The organism is Rhizobium sp. NFR07 (genome assembly GCF_900111905.1).
Lineage (GTDB): Bacteria > Pseudomonadota > Alphaproteobacteria > Rhizobiales > Rhizobiaceae > Neorhizobium.
This window is the reverse complement of record NZ_FOKM01000016.1, coordinates 21,252-40,137: the sequence shown is the minus strand read 5'-3', so window position 1 is coordinate 40,137 and position 18,886 is coordinate 21,252. Positions and strand designations below refer to the sequence as shown.

The 18,886-nt window shown below is 62.1% G+C and carries 21 protein-coding genes; 5 read left to right on the top strand and 16 right to left on the bottom strand.

Going from position 1 to position 18,886, the window contains the following annotated elements; genetic code table 11:
* Positions 1-58: 58 nt before the first annotated feature.
* Positions 59-931 carry a protein-L-isoaspartate O-methyltransferase family protein gene (locus BM216_RS26655; RefSeq protein ID WP_093002312.1) on the top strand — a complete coding sequence of 291 codons (873 nt, stop codon included), beginning with the start codon at positions 59-61 and terminating at the stop codon, positions 929-931.
* A gap of 6 nt (positions 932-937) precedes the next feature.
* Here the strand turns inward: BM216_RS26655 and BM216_RS26650 are convergent, their stop codons facing one another.
* Together BM216_RS26650 and BM216_RS26645 are read right to left on the bottom strand one after the other, a co-directional pair.
* Positions 938-2,821 carry a TPM domain-containing protein gene (locus BM216_RS26650; protein ID WP_093002310.1) on the bottom strand — a complete coding sequence of 628 codons (1,884 nt, stop codon included), beginning with the start codon at positions 2,819-2,821 and terminating at the stop codon, positions 938-940.
* Positions 2,822-2,849: 28 nt separating this feature from the next.
* A complete protein-coding gene (locus BM216_RS26645; RefSeq protein WP_143102870.1) occupies positions 2,850-3,686 on the bottom strand; it encodes a DUF3667 domain-containing protein in 837 nt (278 codons plus the stop codon).
* A 254-nt stretch (positions 3,687-3,940) separates the two neighbouring features.
* Here BM216_RS26645 and BM216_RS26640 point away from each other — a divergent pair, with 254 nt between their 5' ends.
* On the top strand, positions 3,941-4,576 hold the full coding sequence (locus BM216_RS26640; RefSeq protein ID WP_093002306.1) for a pyridoxamine 5'-phosphate oxidase family protein: 636 nt from the start codon (positions 3,941-3,943) through the stop codon (positions 4,574-4,576).
* Position 4,577: 1 nt separating this feature from the next.
* Here the strand turns inward: BM216_RS26640 and BM216_RS26635 are convergent, their stop codons facing one another.
* Positions 4,578-5,498 carry a LysR family transcriptional regulator gene (locus BM216_RS26635; protein ID WP_093002304.1) on the bottom strand — a complete coding sequence of 307 codons (921 nt, stop codon included), beginning with the start codon at positions 5,496-5,498 and terminating at the stop codon, positions 4,578-4,580.
* 110 nt (positions 5,499-5,608) lie between these two features.
* Between BM216_RS26635 and BM216_RS26630 the strand changes: the two genes are divergently transcribed.
* Positions 5,609-6,505 carry a LysR family transcriptional regulator gene (locus BM216_RS26630; RefSeq protein ID WP_093002302.1) on the top strand — a complete coding sequence of 299 codons (897 nt, stop codon included), beginning with the start codon at positions 5,609-5,611 and terminating at the stop codon, positions 6,503-6,505.
* 191 nt (positions 6,506-6,696) lie between these two features.
* Positions 6,697-7,668, top strand: coding sequence for an alpha/beta fold hydrolase (locus BM216_RS26625; RefSeq protein WP_093002300.1), 972 nt, complete (start codon positions 6,697-6,699; stop codon positions 7,666-7,668).
* A gap of 34 nt (positions 7,669-7,702) precedes the next feature.
* Here the strand turns inward: BM216_RS26625 and cimA are convergent, their stop codons facing one another.
* Genes cimA through cysS form a run of 9 tightly spaced genes read right to left on the bottom strand, consistent with a single transcriptional unit; the run spans position 7,703 to position 14,436 of the window.
* Positions 7,703-9,319 carry a citramalate synthase gene (gene cimA, locus BM216_RS26620; RefSeq protein ID WP_093002483.1) on the bottom strand — a complete coding sequence of 539 codons (1,617 nt, stop codon included), beginning with the start codon at positions 9,317-9,319 and terminating at the stop codon, positions 7,703-7,705.
* Positions 9,320-9,330: 11 nt separating this feature from the next.
* On the bottom strand, positions 9,331-9,798 hold the full coding sequence (locus BM216_RS26615; RefSeq protein ID WP_093002298.1) for a GFA family protein: 468 nt from the start codon (positions 9,796-9,798) through the stop codon (positions 9,331-9,333).
* A gap of 30 nt (positions 9,799-9,828) precedes the next feature.
* Positions 9,829-10,791 (bottom strand): prolyl aminopeptidase, encoded by a 963-nt coding sequence (pip, locus tag BM216_RS26610; RefSeq protein ID WP_093002296.1) that lies wholly within the window; start codon positions 10,789-10,791, stop codon positions 9,829-9,831.
* On the bottom strand, positions 10,791-11,282 hold the full coding sequence (locus BM216_RS26605; RefSeq protein ID WP_177230925.1) for a GFA family protein: 492 nt from the start codon (positions 11,280-11,282) through the stop codon (positions 10,791-10,793). Before BM216_RS26605 ends, pip begins: the two co-directional genes overlap by 1 nt.
* On the bottom strand, positions 11,279-11,803 hold the full coding sequence (locus tag BM216_RS26600) for a GFA family protein (RefSeq protein WP_093002294.1): 525 nt from the start codon (positions 11,801-11,803) through the stop codon (positions 11,279-11,281). Before BM216_RS26600 ends, BM216_RS26605 begins: the two co-directional genes overlap by 4 nt.
* Positions 11,800-12,303 carry a GFA family protein gene (locus BM216_RS26595; protein ID WP_093002292.1) on the bottom strand — a complete coding sequence of 168 codons (504 nt, stop codon included), beginning with the start codon at positions 12,301-12,303 and terminating at the stop codon, positions 11,800-11,802. The genes BM216_RS26600 and BM216_RS26595 overlap by 4 nt, the downstream gene beginning before the upstream one ends.
* Entirely contained in the window at positions 12,300-12,722 is a 423-nt protein-coding gene (locus tag BM216_RS26590; protein WP_244530348.1) for a type II toxin-antitoxin system VapC family toxin, read from the bottom strand. Before BM216_RS26590 ends, BM216_RS26595 begins: the two co-directional genes overlap by 4 nt.
* Entirely contained in the window at positions 12,719-12,979 is a 261-nt protein-coding gene (locus tag BM216_RS26585) for an antitoxin (protein WP_093002290.1), read from the bottom strand. Before BM216_RS26585 ends, BM216_RS26590 begins: the two co-directional genes overlap by 4 nt.
* A gap of 59 nt (positions 12,980-13,038) precedes the next feature.
* A complete protein-coding gene (gene cysS, locus BM216_RS26580; protein ID WP_093002288.1) occupies positions 13,039-14,436 on the bottom strand; it encodes a cysteine--tRNA ligase in 1,398 nt (465 codons plus the stop codon).
* A 331-nt stretch (positions 14,437-14,767) separates the two neighbouring features.
* Between cysS and BM216_RS26575 the strand changes: the two genes are divergently transcribed.
* Positions 14,768-14,995: a hypothetical protein gene (locus tag BM216_RS26575; RefSeq protein ID WP_093002286.1), complete on the top strand. Its 228-nt coding sequence runs from the start codon at positions 14,768-14,770 to the stop codon at positions 14,993-14,995.
* 17 nt (positions 14,996-15,012) lie between these two features.
* Here BM216_RS26575 and BM216_RS26570 read toward each other — a convergent pair whose 3' ends face one another.
* The 4 genes from BM216_RS26570 to BM216_RS26555 form a co-directional block, all read right to left on the bottom strand.
* Entirely contained in the window at positions 15,013-15,621 is a 609-nt protein-coding gene (locus tag BM216_RS26570; protein WP_093002284.1) for a DedA family protein, read from the bottom strand.
* 84 nt (positions 15,622-15,705) lie between these two features.
* Positions 15,706-16,446, bottom strand: coding sequence for an SDR family NAD(P)-dependent oxidoreductase (locus BM216_RS26565; RefSeq protein WP_093002282.1), 741 nt, complete (start codon positions 16,444-16,446; stop codon positions 15,706-15,708).
* A gap of 110 nt (positions 16,447-16,556) precedes the next feature.
* A complete protein-coding gene (gene purF, locus BM216_RS26560) occupies positions 16,557-18,059 on the bottom strand; it encodes an amidophosphoribosyltransferase (RefSeq protein WP_093002280.1) in 1,503 nt (500 codons plus the stop codon).
* A 133-nt stretch (positions 18,060-18,192) separates the two neighbouring features.
* Entirely contained in the window at positions 18,193-18,792 is a 600-nt protein-coding gene (locus tag BM216_RS26555) for a CvpA family protein (protein ID WP_093002278.1), read from the bottom strand.
* Positions 18,793-18,886 lie beyond the last annotated feature (94 nt).

The following is an 18,886-nucleotide window of genomic DNA, read 5'->3' as shown; positions in this document are numbered from 1 at the left end:
CATTGAATGGGCTCATCTATCCTGCCATCATGCCGGGAACATCTTCTCGGGGGCTGCCATGGATATCGACGACCAGCCTGCGCATCGCCAGGTCTATGCCCTGCAGCTTCTGGCCAAGATCGGCGCGGAGGAGAATGCGCGCCTGATGGCCGCCTTCGCCCGGGTGCCGCGGGAGGATTTCGTCGGCCCGCCGCCCTGGTCCTTCAGCGACGGCACACGCTATCAGGCGGTGTCGTCGACCGATCCCGTCGTTCTCTATCAGGATGTCCTGGTCGGCCTTGATGCAGCCCGCGGCATCAATAACGGCATGCCGTCGCTGCATGCGGCGTCTTTTCATGCGCTCGGTATTCGCGAGGGCGAGATCGCGGTGCATCTCGGCGCCGGTACCGGCTATTACACGGCGATCATGGCCGAGCTTGTCGGCCCGTCCGGACGGGTGATCGCCATCGAATATGACGTCGGACTTGCCAAGACGGCGAAGGCAAATCTCGCGGGCTATCCCAATGTCGAGGTCATCCAAGGCGACGCGGGCGATTGGCCGAAGGAGGATGCCGATGTCATCTACGCCAACTTCGCCCTCGACCATCCGCCCGCCCGCTGGGTCGACAATCTCGCCGTCTCCGGCCGCCTGCTGTTTCCGCTCGGCACGCCCGCCGTCGTCGACGGTCGCCGCGGCGGCTTTTCCCGCTATGCCGCTTTCCTGATGATCGACCGCCGAGCGCGCGGCTTCGGCGCCCGCTTCCTGCAGCCCGTCGGCTTCATCTGGGGCGAGGGTAAGGAGGCCACTCCGCCCGGCCGCCATGCCGCCCTGGAGACAGCCTTCCGCGGCCGCGGCCTGCGCAGGGTCCGAAGCTTCCGCTGGCAGACGCCGCCGACGGGCGATGAATGGTACGGGGAAGAGGACTGGGGACTGTCGTTCGACGAGGTGTAGGCTCCCCTAGTCCAGAAGATCGTAGCTGATCAGGTCGAGCTGAGGCGCGCCGGATCTGAGGATCGTGTCGCGGGCGATGAAGGAATAACGTTTTCCTTCTTCCAGCGGCATCGGCATCAGCTGCGGCACCGCGCTGTTGACATAAAGAACGAGATCGCGCCCGTCGGACGTGCGTACCTGCATGGCCGGGCCGACGTAGCGGGACCGAGGTTCGTTGACCAGCAGGCTGCGATCGTTCATGTCCGGGCTCTTGCTGACGATGGTGGCCTCCAGCCGCAGCAGCGCGTTGGCGACCGGATCCTTGCTCGGATCGTAAGGCGTCGTCGCCTTGCTGCGCTCCTCCATGATCTTCCGGTCTGCCGCGTCATAGGACGCAAAGGTCGGATAGCGGATTTGCCATTGCTGGGTCTTCGCCTGGTTCATGATCCGGTAGGCGGCAGCCGAGATCGTCGAGCTGACGCGCTGCGGCTCGCCGCCGCCATCGACGATCTTGAGATAATCGTTGAGGCGGCGCTTCGGTGAGTCGTCGTTCTCGAACAGAACACGCAGGCCCGGGCCGAGCGCCGCGCCCACCTTCTTGTCATTTGGAGCGACGACCAGAACCGCGCCATTGCCGACATCCATCTTGCCGACGCGCATCTGGTGCATGAAGTCGAGCGCATACTGGTCCGGATCACTGCCCTGCAGGTCCTTGGTGACGACGGTGACGACCTCGACATTCGCGGCGGCGGCGAACTGGAAGGCGATCGTCTGCAGCTTTTCCCTGACGGACGGATCGAACACACCGACATCGTCATAAACGAAGCGGTCGAATTTCGACGGTACCGCATCGGCGGCGAGTTTCGGGATCTGGTCGATAACGGCGGGCTCGCTTGCCCGGCCGCCCGTGGCGGTCGGTATCTCAATATCGAGAGGGCCCGGAATTTTCGGCATCTGTGCGGCAGCAGTCTCCGGTGCGGCGGCTTGAGACGCGCTGGAGGGCTTATTGGATGAGGCCGGTGCCGTCGATTGCGGCTCGACCTGTTGCGGTACGCTTGCCGCCCGCGGTTCGGCGGCGGCCACCACGGTATCGTCGCCGCACTCGGCCTGCTGCTGCTCGCAGGACTGCAGCCAACCGGCCTCGACCGCCTTCAGGCGCTTTTGTCGTCCGGGATGGGTCGGACCGTCCGCCTCGGGGATGAGGGTTGCGATCGCCTTTTCGGCATCGGGCAGGGTGGCGCCCATCTTGAACAGGACGAAGCCGGAAAACTTGTCGGCCTCCAGCTCGATCGGCGGCTGGCTGCCGCCCGGCATCAGCGTGTGACCGGACAGGTGATGGCCTATCTCGTGGGCGAGGATCGAGGTGCCCGGCCAGTCGCTCGTACCGGTCGCCTTAGCGACATCGCTCATGAACTGGCGGTTATAGGCGATCACCCGCTTCGGAATGCCGTCTTCGCCCATGACGATGATGGCCGCGGCATTCGGCACGTCGCTTTCCATGATAGTGAAATTCTGCGGCAGGCCGGTAAAGCGCATGATCTTGCCGACGGCTGCGGTGCCTTCCGCCTCTGTCGAGCCGGTCATCGCCCTGGCGTCCACCTTCAGCGCCTTGCCGTCATAGGAGCAGGCCTGCAGCATGGCGGAAAGTTCCCTGGTCAGTTCCTCCTCGCTCGGTTTCGCCTTGTCCTGGCTGACCTCTCCCTCGGCCTCGGATTTCGGCAGATCCGTCTGCGCCATCATCAGCGGGCCACGCTCTGACTGCTGAAGCCGGGAAAAGATCGGATCGCAGATCTCTCTGTCTTTCGCCGTCGGCCAGAGGGAGCCGGAAGAACTGCCCGAGCCTGCTGCCTGCGCCTGGACCGCGAACAATGCTGCCGCGGCGACGCCAGCGGTAAGAGACAGGATTTTCATGCGACCTCCCTTTGGTGTTCTGCCCTCCTCAGGACAGTTGCGCCATGACGATGCGGATGACGGCGCGGGCGTAGAGATAGAACAGGCCCTGCTTGGCCAGGTAGAAGACGGCAGCGCCGATCAGCGGCCACCACCATTGTTGCCGCCAAGCGATGGCGAAAAACTGGCCGAAGGCGACAAACACGATGCCCGCCTCGACCCAGCCCATGTAGAGGCCGGAATAGCCCCGATGCGCGGCGACCTCGGCCGCCGTCGCGCCGAAGAGCAGCGGCGCCATGTTGAGGATGCTGGCGACGAGAATGACGAAATGGGTGTAGGTCGCGAGCACCAGATGTTCGGAGAAGTTGAATGGCTTGCGGAACCGGAACACGAGGTTGGAGGCGATGAGTACGGCGACGAGACCGAGCGAGAACGACCATTTCGAATAGGTCTTCACCAGCTCGATCGCCTTGCTCAGCGTCTCGTCCTCGGTGCCGAGATAATCCGTCTGGGCGATAACGACGAGCAGAACTACGATCGCGGTCAGCAGCAGCTTCAGCGGATGGGTGTGGCTCTTGCGCTGGCCATAGACATATTCCCGCGCCACCGTGCCGGGTTTCAGCACGACCTTGAGCGCGGACTTGACCATGTCTGCCTCGAATACGCGGATCTTTTCCCACGCTTCATCGCGCAGATGGGACGTGCCCAACCGGTCGACCTTCTTCTGGCCGCAGGCCTCGCAATATTTGGCGTGAAGGGAGGCACCGCAATTGCGGCAGACGGGCGCGTCGAAATAGCTCTGGCTGATCTCTTCATCGCGTGCAGGCCGGGCGGCAGAGGCTCCGGTCATCGGGGACGAGGGATGTTGCAGAGGCTGTTCAGTCACATACGGCGATCCGGCAATCCAATCCTGCAGGGGATATGGAAGGGCTTGCTGAAATGCCAAGGGTAAAGCGTCTTGCGGAGCTGCTTCGCAACGGAAGGCACTCGAGGTAATCAATCACCTACCCGAAAAATGGTGAAATGGTCGCCGCACTCGTCTGATTATAAAGTCAGGCGAAAGAAAGCATATTCTGCCCGTCGAGCCAGGCAAGGTCGCGAAACGACCGAGACTGGCTGAGCTGAGGGAGACGGATCACCATGACCTACGGATTTCTGGATATTGCCTCAACGCCGGGCGTCAGGGCTGCGCAGGCCGAGATGGGTGCCGACCAGTTCTGGGAAGACTTTGGTGGCCATCGCGAGATGGACCGTTTCACCGAAAGCGAGGCGGCCTTCATCGCCGAGCGAGACAGTTTCTACATGGCGACGGTATCCGAGACCGGGTGGCCCTATATGCAGCATCGCGGCGGGCCGGTGGGCTTTCTCAAGATGGTGGACGACAGGACGCTTGCATTTGCCGACTATCGCGGCAATCGCCAGTATATCAGTACAGGCAATCTGGCCGCCAATGATCGCGCCTGCCTGTTTCTCATGGATTATGCGCGGCGTGCCCGGTTGAAGATCTATGCCCATGTCGAGAAGGTGGCGCTCGACGAGGATCCGTCGCTGACGGCATTGGTCAGCGATCCGGATTATCGGGGTAGGGCCGAGCGCATCTTCCGACTGAAGCTCGAGGCCTTCGACTGGAACTGCCCGCAGCACATCACGCCGCGCTTTACCGAGAAGGAAGTTGCGGCCGCAGTTCGGCCCATGCAGGAACGGCTTGCCGAACTGGAAAGGGAAAACGCCGAATTGAAAGCCCGGCTTGAGCCAGCCGCAACCGATGCCGAATGAGCTACTTTTTCTCCGTCCGCAGTTCCGCGGCCACGGCGCGCAGCCGCGGGACGGCGAAATCGAGGAAGCTGCGCATCTTGAGCGGCATCTGGCCCCTTGAGGCATGGAGTAGGCTCACCGGTACCGGTTCCTGCTCGTAGGGTTCGAGGATGATCTTCAGTTCTCCGGCCTTCACCGCCTGGGCCACCTGATAGTGAAACAGCCGGATGACGCCGGCACCGCGAATGGCGGCACGTATCGCCGCCTCGACGGTGGTGACCGTCAGCCGGGGAGTGACGGGCACGGCAAGCTTCGCTCTGCGCCGCGGATCGCGGAATTGCCAGCTCGCCTGCGCCAGCGGCCCGTCGACCGTGACAGAAGGAAGCTGCAAGAGATCCGCGGGCGAAGCGGGCATTCTGTGGGTTTCCAGCAGTCCGGGGCTGGCGCATGTGACCATCCGCATGGCGCCGATCGTGGTGGAAATCATCGAACTGTCGGGCAGGCGGCCGATGCGTACGGCCATGTCGACATGGTCTTCGACGAGCTGGACGTTGCGATCGAGGAGGAGGAGGCTGACGTTAATTTCAGGGAAGAGAGCCAGGAAATCGGTGACGACGGGCAGGACATGAAGCTGGCCGAACTGGACTGGGGCGGTGATTACCAGCCGGCCCTTGGGGGCGGTGAACTCTCCCGCGACCTCGCGCTCGGCTTCGTCCACCTGCTCGATGATCCGCCGGACTGCGGAAAGGTAGGTGACGCCTGCATCCGTCAGGTCGATGCGGCGGGTGCTTCGCTGCAGGAGCTTGGTGCCGAGCGTCGTCTCGAGATCGGAGATCTTGCGTGTGAGCGTCGTGACCGGAACGTCGAGGAACCGCGCAGCAGCGGAGAAGCTGCCCTTGTCGGCAACTTCGATCAGCATCGACATGGCTTCGAAGCGGTCCATCGTCTTTCCGTGTGGCGGCTGTAGCCGCGCGATTGTGGTGGATTACACGTGCAAGGGGAAGAGCCGCAAGCTGGCGACAGTTTGCGGCCTCAGTGAACGGGGAAATAGACATGGATCGCTGGCATGCGATGAAGACCTTCGTCAAGGTGGCCGAGACGGGCAGTTTCGCCGATGCTGGGCGGCAGCTTCACATGAGCCCGCCGGCAGTGACACGGGCGGTCTCGGCGATGGAGGCGCTGATCGGCACCAGGCTTCTGTCGCGCACGACACGCACCGTCAAGCTGACGGAGGCCGGCTGCCGCTACTACGAGGACTGCCGCCGCATCCTCTCCGACATTGCCGAAGCGGAGGCTTCGGCAGCAGGCGTCTACGCCAATCCCGGTGGAACGTTGACCGTGACCGGCTCGGCCATGTTCGGTCAGGAGCATGTCCTGCCGATCATGCTCGAATATCTCGATCGCTACCCTTCGGTGACCGGACGCAGCCTGTTCGTCGACCGGATCGTCAACATGATCGAGGAAGGTGTCGACGTGGCGGTCCGGATCGGTCATCTGCAGGATTCCGGCCAGAGTGCCATCAAGGTCGGCTCGATCCGCCGGATTATCTGCGGCGCACCGGCCTATATGGAAAAGCACGGGACCCCCAGCGTTCCGGCCGAACTTGCCCAGCACCGCATCATCGCCTCCACGGCCGCATGGACATCGCTGGAATGGCGCTTTGGGCGGAAGGACAAGACCAGCGTCAACGTCCATCCGCTGCTGTTCTGCAACACGAATGAAAGCGCAATGGCGGCGGCGGAGGGCGGATGGGGGCTGACCCGGCTTCTCTCCTATCAGGTGGCGCCGGCCATCAGCATTGGGCGCCTCAAAGTCGTGCTGGCGGATCACGAGGAAGAGCCGCTGCCAGTCCATGTCGTTCATACGGAAGGCCGCCATGCACCCGCCAAGGTGCGCGCCTTCGTCGACCTCGCAGTCGAGAGACTGCGTCAGAATCCGTTGATCAACTGATGCCCGGAAGGAGGTGCGTGGCCATGCCGCAGAGGAGTGCATGGCGCCAGTAAACATGTGATTTATGATCAGGTTTATTCCGCAATGCGCAATTCTTCCTTTCGCCTTTTGCGCATTCACGCGGGCGAACCAACGGTTATCGTCAAAGCCCAAATGTCAATTTTTATAGCCAATCGATAAGGAGAAACGGGATGAAACGACCAATTCTTGTGCTGGCCCTTCTGCTTGCCGGCGTCATGCCTTTTGCTGGAACCGCGGCGGCTGCCGACGTGGTCGAAGAGGCGCCCCCGGCGCCCGTGACGGTGCATTACCACACCGCCGACATTGATGGCGTGGACATGTTCTACCGCGAAGCCGGCCCCAAGGACGGCCCGGTCGTCCTGCTGCTGCATGGTTTTCCGACGTCGTCGCACATGTTCCGCAATCTCATTCCGCTGCTCGCCTACCGTTACCATGTGATTGCACCTGACTATCCGGGCTTCGGCTACAGCGACGCGCCCGACCACAAGGCGTTCCAGTATTCGTTCGGCCACTATACCGACATGGTCGATGCGCTCGTCACCAAGCTCGGCGTGAGCCGCTACGCCATGTATGTGATGGACTACGGCGCACCGGTCGGCTTCCGGCTGGCGCTCAAGCATCCCGACCGCGTCACGGCGATGATCGTGCAGAACGGCAACGCCTATGACGAGGGCCTGAGGGAATTCTGGGATCCGATCAAGACCTACTGGAAGAGCGGTTCGGACGAGGATCGCAAGGCGCTCCTGAAGCTCTTTACGCTGGATATCACCAAGTTCCAATATACCGACGGCGTCAAGGACCTCACCCGCATCAGCCCCGACAACTGGACGCAGGACCAGGCGCTGCTCGACCGGCCCGGCAATAACGACATCCAGCTCGACCTGTTCTACGACTATCGCACCAATGTGCCGCTCTACCCGCAGTTCCAGGCCTTCTTCCGCGAGCGCAAGCCCCCGACCCTGATCGTCTGGGGCAAAAACGACAAGATATTTCCGGAGGAGGGTGCTCACCCCTATCTGAAGGATCTTCCGGAAGCCGAACTGCACATCCTAGACACCGGCCATTTCGCCCTGGAGGACAAGCTGGACGAGATGGCGCCGTTGATCCAGGATTTCCTTGACCGTTCGATCGCCACGAAGTGAACCCTATCTCGCAATGACTGGATCGCGGTGGGGCTCACTCCGCCGCGATCTTTCCTGCCAGTTGCCGGTTCTTCATCAGCTTGTAGATGACCGAATCCATCAGCGCCTGGAACGAGGCGTCGATGATGTTCTCCGACACGCCGACGGTCCACCAGCGAACACCGCTCGAATCGGTGGATTCGATCAGGACGCGGGTGATCGCCTCGGTGCCGCCGTTGAGGATGCGCACCTTGAAGTCTGCGAGCACGAGATCGTCGATCTCGTTCTGGTATTTGCCGAAATCCTTTCGCAGCGCCAGGTCGAGCGCGTTGACCGGTCCGTCGCCTTCGGCCACCGACATATGCTGCTCGCCGTCGATGACGATGCGGACGACGGCTTCCGATACGGTCTTCACCCGGCCGAAGCTGTCGAAGCGGCGCTCCACCATGACCCGAAAACCGTCGACGTCGAAGAAATCCGGGATGACGCCGAGCGTGCGGCGGGCGAGCAGTTCGAAGCTGGCATCGGCGCCTTCATAGGCATAACCCGATGCCTCGCGTTCCTTGACGATCGAGATCAGCTTGTCGAGCTTCGGATCGTCCTTGGCGACCTCGATGCCGCGCCGCTTCAGGGCATTGATGAAGTTGGACTTGCCACCCTGATCCGAGACCATGACCTTGCGGAAATTGCCCACACTCTCCGGCGTCACATGCTCGTAGGTGCGCGGGTCTTTCAAGAGCGCCGAGGCATGGATGCCGGCCTTGGTGGCGAAGGCGGATGCGCCGACATAGGGCGTTTGATGGTTGGGCGAGCGGTTGAGCAGTTCGTCGAAGGAATGGGACAGGCGCGTCAGCCCGGTAAGCCGATCCGGATCGATGGCGGTCTCGAAGCGGGAGGCATAGGCCTCCTTGAGACAGAGCGTGGCGATCAGCGTGATCAGGTTGGCATTGCCGCAGCGCTCGCCGATGCCGTTCAGCGTGCCCTGTACCTGCCGACAGCCGGCTTCGATCGCCGCCAGCGAATTGGCGACGGCCTGGCCGGTATCGTCATGGGCGTGGATGCCGAGCGCTGTGCCCAGAATGCCGGATGCGATGACAGAGGCGACGATCTCGCGGATCTCGTTCGGCTGCGTGCCGCCATTGGTGTCGCAGAGAACCACCCAGCGGGCGCCCGCTTCGTAAGCCGTGCGGGCGCAGGCAAGCGCGTAGTCCGGATTGGCCTTGTATCCGTCGAAGAAATGTTCGCAGTCGACGAGCGGCTCCTTGCCCGCAGCCTTGGCGGCTTCGACGCTGTCGCGGATGGATTCGAGGTTTTCCTCGTTTGTGCAGCCAAGCGCGACGGCGACATGGTAATCCCAGCTCTTGGCGACGAAACAGACGGCATCGCTCTTTGCCTGTAGAAGCGTGGCGAGCCCCGGATCGTTGGAGGCGGAAATGCCGGCCCGCTTGGTCATGCCGAAGGCGACGAATTTTGCCCGTCTGGTCCGTTTCTGGCTGAAGAAGGCGGTGTCGGTCGGGTTGGCGCCGGGATATCCACCCTCGATATAGTCGAAGCCGAATTCGTCGAGCATCGCCGAAATCGCGATCTTGTCCTCGACGGAAAAGTCGACGCCGGGCGTCTGCTGCCCGTCGCGAAGAGTAGTGTCGAAGAGGTGGATGCGGTCTCTGGTGATCGGGGCGCGGGTCATGGTCTTGGCCATTCTGTCGTGTCGTGGTCGGGATGCTGAAAGGGGCGCCGCCGTTCGATATCGTCGGGCGACGCGGAACTTGCCTTTTCCGGCAGGCTGGCGAGTTCGTGGAACCAGGGCATGCGGGTGCCGGTGAAATACTGGTGGTCGGGCTTGATGGCGGACGGATCGTCGAGGCTGCCGATCGACAGGTCTATTTCGCTACCGCCGACGGGCTGGAAGCTGAGCGGTGTGCCGCAGGTGCCGCAAAAGCCACGCTCGCCGGCCGCCGAACTCCGATAGAGAGCGGGCCGGCCACGCGTCCACATGACGTCCTCCACCCTGGCGGTGAGGAACGGCCAGACGATCGAGCCGACGGCCTTCTGGCACATGCGGCAGTGACAGATGGCACGCTCGGCAATCTCTCCCTGGACGGAATAGCGGACGGCGCCGCATTGGCAGCCGCCGCTCAAGTGCTCACTCATCTCTCCTCCTCACCGTTCCGCCGGGTTGGGTTAACTCTTCCCCGCAAACCGATCCGTCGCGCGGATCAACTGATCAGTAATCCCAGGCTCCGAAACCGCGTGACCCGCGCCCTCGACGATGTGGAAATCGGCGTCGGTCCACACCTTCGAGAGCTGCCAGGCATATTTCAGCGGGCAGGGCATGTCGTAGCGGCCGTGGACGATGACGCCGGGAATGCCTTTCAGCTTCGTCGCATCGCGCAACAGCTGGCCTTCATCCAGCCAGCCGGCATTGACGAAATAGTGGTTCTCGATGCGAGCGAAGGCGAGTGCATAATGGTCCTCGCCGAAGCCGGCCGTCATTGCCGGATCGGGCAGGAGGGTGATGGTCGAGCCTTCCCAGGTGCTCCACGCCTTGGCGCAGCGGATCTGCTCGACCTTGTCGGCGACCGTAAGCCGGCGGTGATAGGCGAGCATCATCTCGTGGCGTTCGTCTTCGGGAATGGGCGCAACGAAGGCCTCCCACGCATCCGGGAACATTTCCGAGACGCCGAACTGATAGTACCAGCTGAGTTCGGCCTTGGTGAAGGTATAGACGCCGCGTAGCAGAAGCTCCGTCACGCGCTCGGGATGGGTCTCGGCATAGGCAAGCGCCAGCGTCGAGCCCCAGGATCCGCCGAAGACCTGCCATTTCTCGACACCGACCATTTCGCGCAGCCGCTCGATATCGGCAACAAGATCCCAGGTTGTGTTGTTGTCGAGGCTGGCATAGGGCGTCGATTTTCCGCAGCCGCGCTGGTCGAACAGTAGAATGTCGTAGAGCAGGGGATCGAACAGGCGCGACTGGATCGGCGTGATACCGCCGCCCGGGCCGCCATGCAGGAACACGACAGGCTTGGCGCCCTTCGTGCCGTGGCGTTCCCAATTGATCACATGGCCGTCGCCGACATCGAGCGCGCCTGCGTCATAGGCCGTGGTTGCGGGATAGAGCGTACGCAGAACTTCGGTTGTCATCACAGATGCAAGCCTTTCTCGGGCCAGTTTTCGGTGTCGTGGTCTGGATGCTGGAAGGAGATGATCTGTTCCTGCTTGGAATAGTAGTCCGGATCACCATGCACGGGCGCATCGAAGATCGTTTCGATCCAGGGAAGCCGGAAATGGTGGTTCACCTGAACCTTCGGTGCGAGATCGTCGCGCTCGTCGAAGGCACCGATGGCGATGTCGAGCGTGCTCGGCGTGCGATAGGTCAGAGGTGTGCCGCAGTTCTCGCAGAACCCGCGATCGATATTGACGGAAGACTGGAAATATCTCGGTTCGCCGCGGGTCCACTCAACGCCGTCGCGAGGAGCCGTGACGAGCGGGCCGAAAAAGCCGCCGAAGGCCTTCTGGCACATGCGGCAATGGCAGATCGAGGCGCGGCCGAGTTCACCGCGGATCCTGAAGCGCACGGCGCCGCACTGGCAGCCGCCGGTTCTCTCGTGTGCCGGTCTCGTCATTTCCGTCATGCATTGTCCTCCTTGCTGGCTGAAACAGGGGCGCCGCCGCCGCCGGCGGCAACAGGTTGCCACGTCTCGGTGTCGTGGTCGGGATGCTGGTTCGAGACGATATCGGCGAGGAAAGGGGCTTCCGCGATATCGTCCATCGTGTGATGCGAAGGCAGTGCGCCGAGATGATCGACGAACGGCACCTTGGCCTCGACGCCGTATTGCATCGAGGGTGGCAGGCTCGACGGATCGTCCAGCGCACCCGCCGAAATCGCCAGCCCGTCCGCCGCCTCGTAGGTCAGCGGCGTGCCGCAATTGTCGCAGAAGCCGCGGCGCACGTGATTGGACGAATGGAAGTATTTCGGTTCACCGCGCGTCCAGGTGAAGGCGGCGCCACGGGTCGAGACGAGTGGCGCGTAATAGGCGCCGAAGGCCTTCTGGCACATGCGACAGTGGCAGATCGACGACTGGCCGGGCTTGCCCTCGATGCGGAAGCGGATCGCGCCGCACTGGCAACCGCCGGTATGAAGGTGGTGGGTCACGTCCGCTCCTTCGGCTGAGATGCGGCCTGAGCCAGCGGCCAGATTTCGGTATCGTGATCGGGGTGTTGGCGGCTGCTCTGCGCGATCGCTGCCTCGTCTTCAGGTTTCATGTCGAAGCTGCCGTCATGATGGAGAGCGTCCAGCTCGCCGAACCAGGGCATCTTGCGCGCGAGGTTCGTCCGCATCTCGGGTTTCACGCTTGCAGGCTCGTCAAGCGAGCCGAGCGTGATGCTAATGTGATCCGCCCCGCCATCATAAAACAGGGGGGTGCCGCACTCGGCGCAGAACCCGCGCCGCACCGTCTCCGAAGACTGGAACCACGCCGGCTCGCCGCGGGTAAGCGTAAAATTCTCACGCATGACGCCGCCGAACGGCATGAAATAGCTCCCCGCCGCCTTCTGGCACATGCGGCAATGGCAGACATGCGGGAAACCGAACGCGCCTTCCGCCCGGTAACGCACGGCACCGCACTGGCACCCGCCGGTGTGGAGAGTGGTCATGGAGCAGGTTCCTCGTGCAGCCAGTTCTCGACCTTCAGACCGTCGACGCGGGAGAATTCGCGAACGTTGTTGGTAACGAGCGTGAGATCGAGGGAACGTGCATGGGCCGCTATGAAGAGGTCGACGGGGCCAATCGGTGTTCCCTTGGCCGTGAGATCGGTGCGAATATCCGCATAATGAACCGCAGAACTATCCTCATAGGGCACGACCGAAAGCCTGTGGAGGAGGGCGGCTACAAGTCCGGAAAGCCGCACCGACCCTCTCTTTTCCGCGCCGTAGCGAAGCTCCGATGCGACGAGCGCGCTGATGCAGCACTCAGATTCGATATCGAGAAGACGCTCGGCTACAACGCCATTCGGATGACGGATCATTTCCGACGCAATGTTCGTATCGAGCATGTAGCGCCAGCCCTGTGTCACCGGTCGGCATCCTTGAAGATGTCGGTCTCTTTCATCGGTGGCTGATCTTCGTCAACATCCGGGAAATCCTCATCCCAGGGCTCGATGCTCGCCAGCCACTCGCGAAGATCACTTTTCTTCTCGACCGGCTCGATGACGAGCCGATCACCTTCCTTGCGCATGACGGCTTCTTCGCCGGCCATCTCGAATTCGGCCGGGATGACGACCGCCTGGGAACTGCCGTTGCGGAAGAATTTTACGTGACGCTCTGCACCCATGTCTTCCTCCATCGCCTTGTCGTTGCACCATAGGGCCGGCCACCCGGGAGCGGCAAGCGTTACCGCTTGACCTCCCAGGTCGTCACCCGCTCGCCGCTCGCGGCATCCTTGCCGTCCTTCAGCTGTATACCCTTGGCCGAGAGTTCGTCGCGGATCTTGTCGGCTTCTGCGAAATTCTTCGCCTTCAGCATTTCAAGCCGCATGGCCACCAGGGCGTCGACCGCATTGGCCAGAGCCTCGTCGATCTCGGTCTTCTTCGGGAGAATGCCGAGAAGGGCGGCACTGGCGGCGAACATAGGCACCAGCGTTCTGTCGACATTAGCCTCTTGCGCCAATGCGTGGATGCGCTGCACGGCGGCGACCGTGTTCAGGTCATCGGCCAGCGCATCGATCACGATGGGGCAGGGGGTCGTATCCGCGGGGATCTCGGACAGATCGACTGCCGGCCATTTGGCGAGAAGGCGCTCTGCCTCTTCCAGACGCTTGATCGAAAAATCGATCGGCTCGCGATAATGGGTCATCAGCATGGCAAGGCGCAGCACCTCGCCCGGCCACTGGCGGCCGCCGAACGTGTCGGTCGCAAGAAGCTGGTTGATGGTGGTGAAATTGCCTTCCGACTTCGACATCTTGCGGCCTTCGACCTGCACGAAGCCGTTATGCATCCAGATGTTCGCCATGACCTGCGTGCCATGGGCGCAGCGCGACTGGGCGATCTCGTTTTCATGATGCGGGAAGATCAGATCCAGTCCGCCGCCATGGATGTCGAAGACCTCGCCGAGATAGCGCTGGCTCATGGCCGAGCATTCGATATGCCAGCCCGGTCGGCCGCGACCCCAGGGGCTGTCCCAGCCGGGCTCGTTGTGAGAGGAAAGTTTCCACAGCACGAAGTCGCCCGGGTTCTTCTTGTGGGCATCGACGGCAACGCGGGCGCCGGCCTGCTGCTCGTCGAGCGGGCGCTTGGAAAGCTGGCCGTAATCGCTCATCGACTTGGTGTCGAACAGCACTTCGCCTTCCGCCACATAGGCATGGCCGCGGGCGATCAGCTTCTCGATGATGTCGATCATCTGGGCGATATTGTCGGTGGCGCGCGGCTCGACGGTCGGCTCGAGGCAGCCGAGAGCCGCCACGTCCTCATGAAACTGCTTCGCCGTCTTTTCCGTCACCGCATGGATCGCGTCGTTGAGCGGCAGGTGTGGGAAATCCCGAAGGGCGCGAGCGTTGATCTTGTCGTCGACGTCGGTGATGTTGCGCGCATAGGTCACCTTGGCGTCGCCATAGACATGGCGCAGCAGCCGGAACAGCACGTCGAACACGATGACCGGGCGGGCATTGCCGATGTGGGCGAAGTCATAGACCGTCGGGCCGCAGACATACATACGCACGTTGTCGGCATCGATCGGCTGGAAGGCCGTCTTCTCGCGGTTCAAGGTATTGTATAGCTTGAGCGTGACGCTCATCGAAAAATTCTCCCAACCTGTAAACGGCATGCATCGACCGGTACCGGACCGGAGCGTTTGTCTTCAAGGCTTTTCGAGAGACGAAAACGGCCGGACCAGCGCCAAGCGCTAGCGGATAATTTTCCCACAAATGGAAATCGCCGTGTTCATGGCAAGGTTTATGGCGCGGGCCGCCGATTTGGTCAAGGGTGGATGGTCGATGGACGAGCGCAATTCCTTGTGGGTTAAACCCGCGGTTTAATCTTCGGTTAAGCAATCTTCCCGGCAGCGCTTGGCGGGCTTTCAGTGATTCGACATATTAGTGAAAACTGATGAACGGTCCGAGGCTGGCATGAACCCAAGACCCACTTTCGTTGGTACTCCCCTTGAGCCGCACGAGCTCAGGAAGCTGGCGCATATTTACCAGATTGCCCGCGGATTGACGGGCCGGTCGCCGCATGACCCTGCCGCCGTGCGATTGGCGGCCATGGCCATTCGCTTCTACCAACTCGGCATTCGCGACGAGGACCTGCTGCTGGAACGGGTGGTAGACACCCATGTGCGGCTAGCTGAAGGCTGAGCTTTCTTCGGCACCCCTCATTGCGGTTGATTTTCCTGCCTCTGAGGCGCGGAAATGGTGTTCAGCCTGTGATGTACCCACCGGCGCGACGCAAAGGCCGCGAGCACGACTGCAACGGCGATCGGCACCAGCATGATCAACAGGTGCATGTGCAGTCTCAAGCGCCCGAACAGCGCCTCTACCGCATGGCCGAATAGGTAGCCGATCGACGTGATCAGAACGCCCCAGATGACGGCCGCGATGAAGTTTAGCAGAACGAAACGCAGGGCAGGGACAGCCGACAGGCCGATCAGGACTGGGCTCACCGTCCGCATGCCATAGATGAAGCGGAACGACAGGATGAAGCCGCTCGGATGTGCTTCGGCCAGACGGCTGACCTTGGCGGCCGCATCCATCTTGAGAAAACGCTGGACGAAGGCGAACCGGTTCGCATAGCGGCCGGCGAAGAACCATGCCTGGTCGGCGGCAAACGAGCCGAAGGTTGCCGCCGCCGCTGCTTCCCACCATGCCAGAAAATGCCGATGGGCAAAGACTCCGCCGAGAAAAACGGCAGTTTCGCCTTCGAAGGCAGCGCCAAGGAATACGGCGAGAACGCCATATTGCGCAATCAGATGTTCTAGCAACAAGGGCTGGCTCCGCAGTGACAGATTATGGTCAAACTAGCGGAGCCGCGGCCAAAGTCATGCCGAAAGCGCTGATGAGGACAGGAGCTATGCTGGCACCTGGTAGTCGACGAAGCGGTTTTCGCGCACGAGGAACAGGCGGCCGCTTTCGGTCATGTCGGGACAGACAAGCGGCAGGATTTTCTGGGCGATCTCGGAAGGATGCGGCAGGGTTTCTGGATCTTCGCCCGGCATTGCCTGAGCGCGCATCGCAGTGCGGGTGGCGCCTGGGTTAACCATGTTGATCTTGAGCGGGGTATGGGCCATTTCTTCGGCCCAGATCCGGCCCATCGTCTCGACGGCGGCCTTGGACATGGCATAGGCGCCCCAGAAGGCACGCGGATTAGTGGCGACGCCGGAGGAGAGAAGAAGCGCGCGGCCGGCATCGGACTTGACGAGCAGCGGTTCCAGCGAACGGATCAGCCGCCACATGGAAGTGACATTGGTCGTCATTACCCGCTCGAAGATCTTGGCCTCCACATGGGCGACGGGCGCGATGACGCCGAGAATGCCGGCATTGGCGACGAGAATGTCGAGCTTGCCCCAGCGCTCGAAGATCGAGGCGCCGAGACGATCGATCGCTTCCATGTCGGACAGATCGAAGGGCACCAGCGTGGCGGAGCCGCCGGCAGCTTGGATGGCATCATCGAGCTCTTCCAGCCCGCCCACCGTACGGGCGGTCGCAATCACATGCGCGCCGGCCTTGGCAAGTTCAAGTGCCGTGAAATAGCCGATACCGCGCGAGGCGCCGGTTACCAGCGCAATCCTGCCTTTGAGATCGATGGTCATGCTCTCTTCCCGTTCCCGTTTTTAAGGCCGCCCAAAAAAGAAGGCCGCGTTTCCGCAGCCTTCTAAAGCTTTTGCTACCGGTTGGGAACGGGTTATCCCGTCGCAGGAGCTTACCCGTTGCTGGCGAGCAGCGAGACCTTGCGGCCGACAGCCTCGCCGTCCTTGTCGAGAAGACGGGTCGGGTAGTCGCCGGTGAAATAGTGGTCGGTGAACTGCGGGCGTGCGTTGTTACGGTCCTCGCCGCCGACGGCGCGGTAGAGGCCGTTGATCGACAGGAATTCCAGCGTGTCGCAGCCGATATATTTGCACATGGCTTCCAGGCTGTCGTACTGGTTTGCCAGCAGCTTTTCCCGGTCCGGTGTGTCGATGCCGTAGAAGTCAGGATAATAGATCATCGGGCTCGCGACGCGCAGGTGCACTTCCCTGGCGCCGGCATCGCGGATCATCTGCACGATCTTCAGCGACGTGGTGCCGCGCACGACCGAATCGTCGACCAGCACGACGCGCTTGCCTTCGATCATCGCCCGGTTGGCGGAATGCTTCAGCTTGACGCCGAAGGCGCGAATCTGCTGCGTCGGCTCGATGAAGGTACGGCCGACATAGTGATTGCGGATGATGCCGTATTCGAACGGAATGCCGCTTTCCTGCGCGTAACCGAGTGCTGCCGGCGTGCCGCCGTCCGGAACCGGCACGACGACGTCGGCGTCGACCGGAGCTTCCTTGGCGAGGTTGATGCCCATGTTCTTGCGCGCGACATAGACCGAGCGGCCGCCGACGACAGAATCGGGACGGGCGAAATAGACATATTCGAACAGGCAGAGGCGCTCCGGCTGGCCGTTGCCGGCCTTGCGGGCGTCGATGGAGATCGAGCCGTCCGGCTGGATCTCGCAGATGATGACTTCGCCGTTTTCGACATCGCGCACGAACTTGGCGCCGATGATGTCGAGTGCGCAGGTTTCCGACGCGAAGATGGGCTTGCCGTCGAGCTCGCCCATGACCAGCGGACGGATGCCGGTGGGATCGCGGGCGGCGATCAGCTTGGTGCGGGTGATCGCCAGCATCGAATAGCCACCTTCCATCTGACGGATCGCGTCGATGAAGCGGTCGGCGGTGGAGGAATAACGCGAGCGGGCGATGAGGTGCAGGACGACTTCGGTATCCGACGTCGACTGACAGATGGCGCCACCTGCAATCAGCTGGCGGCGCATCGTCAGGCCGTTGGTGAAATTGCCGTTATGGGCGATCGCGATGCCGCCGACTTCGAGTTCGGCAAACAGCGGCTGGACGTTACGCAGAGCCACTTCGCCGGTCGTCGAATAACGATTATGGCCGATGGCGATATTGCCGGGCAGCTTCGCGAGCGTTGCCGGGTCGGTATAGTGGTCGCCGACCAGGCCCATGCGGCGCTCCGAATGGAATCGCAGGCCATCGAAGGAGACGATGCCGGCCGCTTCCTGGCCGCGATGCTGCAGGGCGTGAAGCCCGAGCGCCGTCAGTGTCGCTGCATCCGAATGGCCGAGAATGCCGAACACGCCGCACTCTTCGTGAAGCGTGTCATCCTCCCATTCGTTGGAGAGTTTGACGTCGAATGTCTGCGAAGCCGACTGGTCCATTGTGAGCCCGTGCCCTTTCGGAAAATGGAAAGGCCGGCCGGGGAAACATCCCCGGAGCCAGCCCGCTCTTTATCTGATTTCGAATGTTACCACAAATGGTGACGATTAGCGCTGCATCAAGCGCAACACTGCGTCAATTATTTGTTGTAGGTGCGTCACCGACCGGCGGCAGTTCCTGCCCCGGTACCGGATCGGCCGCAGGGTTGGCAGGCGCCTCTTCCTTGCCCATGATGCGCGCGCGGATCTGCGGCTCCACATCATCGGGAAGAACGGCTTCCAGACGCGCGACCAGAGTGTCGAGGAAAGGCTTCGACTTCGCCTGCGTGACCCAGGCCGGCTGCGACTGCACCGGCACCAGCCAGTTCCAGAACGCGACGCCGATGACCAGCAGCAGAATGCCGCGGGCGGCACCGAACAGGAAGCCGAGCGTGCGGTCCAGCGCGCCGATGCGGCTGTCGATGATGAAATCGGCGATGCGAGATGTGATGAAGGAGATGACGATCAACGCCAGCAGGAAGATGATGCCTGCCGACGCAGCGATCGCGATGCGGTGATCGGAGGTGTATTTCTCCGCATAGGGAACCAGCAGCGGGTAAAGATAGTAGGCGGCGGCAACCGAACCAGCCCAGCTGGCGATCGACAGCACCTCGCGGGAGAAACCGCGAACCATGGCGAGCACCGCCGAAAACAGGGTGACGCCGATGACAACACCGTCGAAAATCGTGATGGGCATGTAAACTCTACTCCAGAACCTGCCGTTCCACACCTGATGCCTTAAACCGACACTTCCGCCAGCATTCGGCCGCCCGGCAATTCAGTATTGGGCG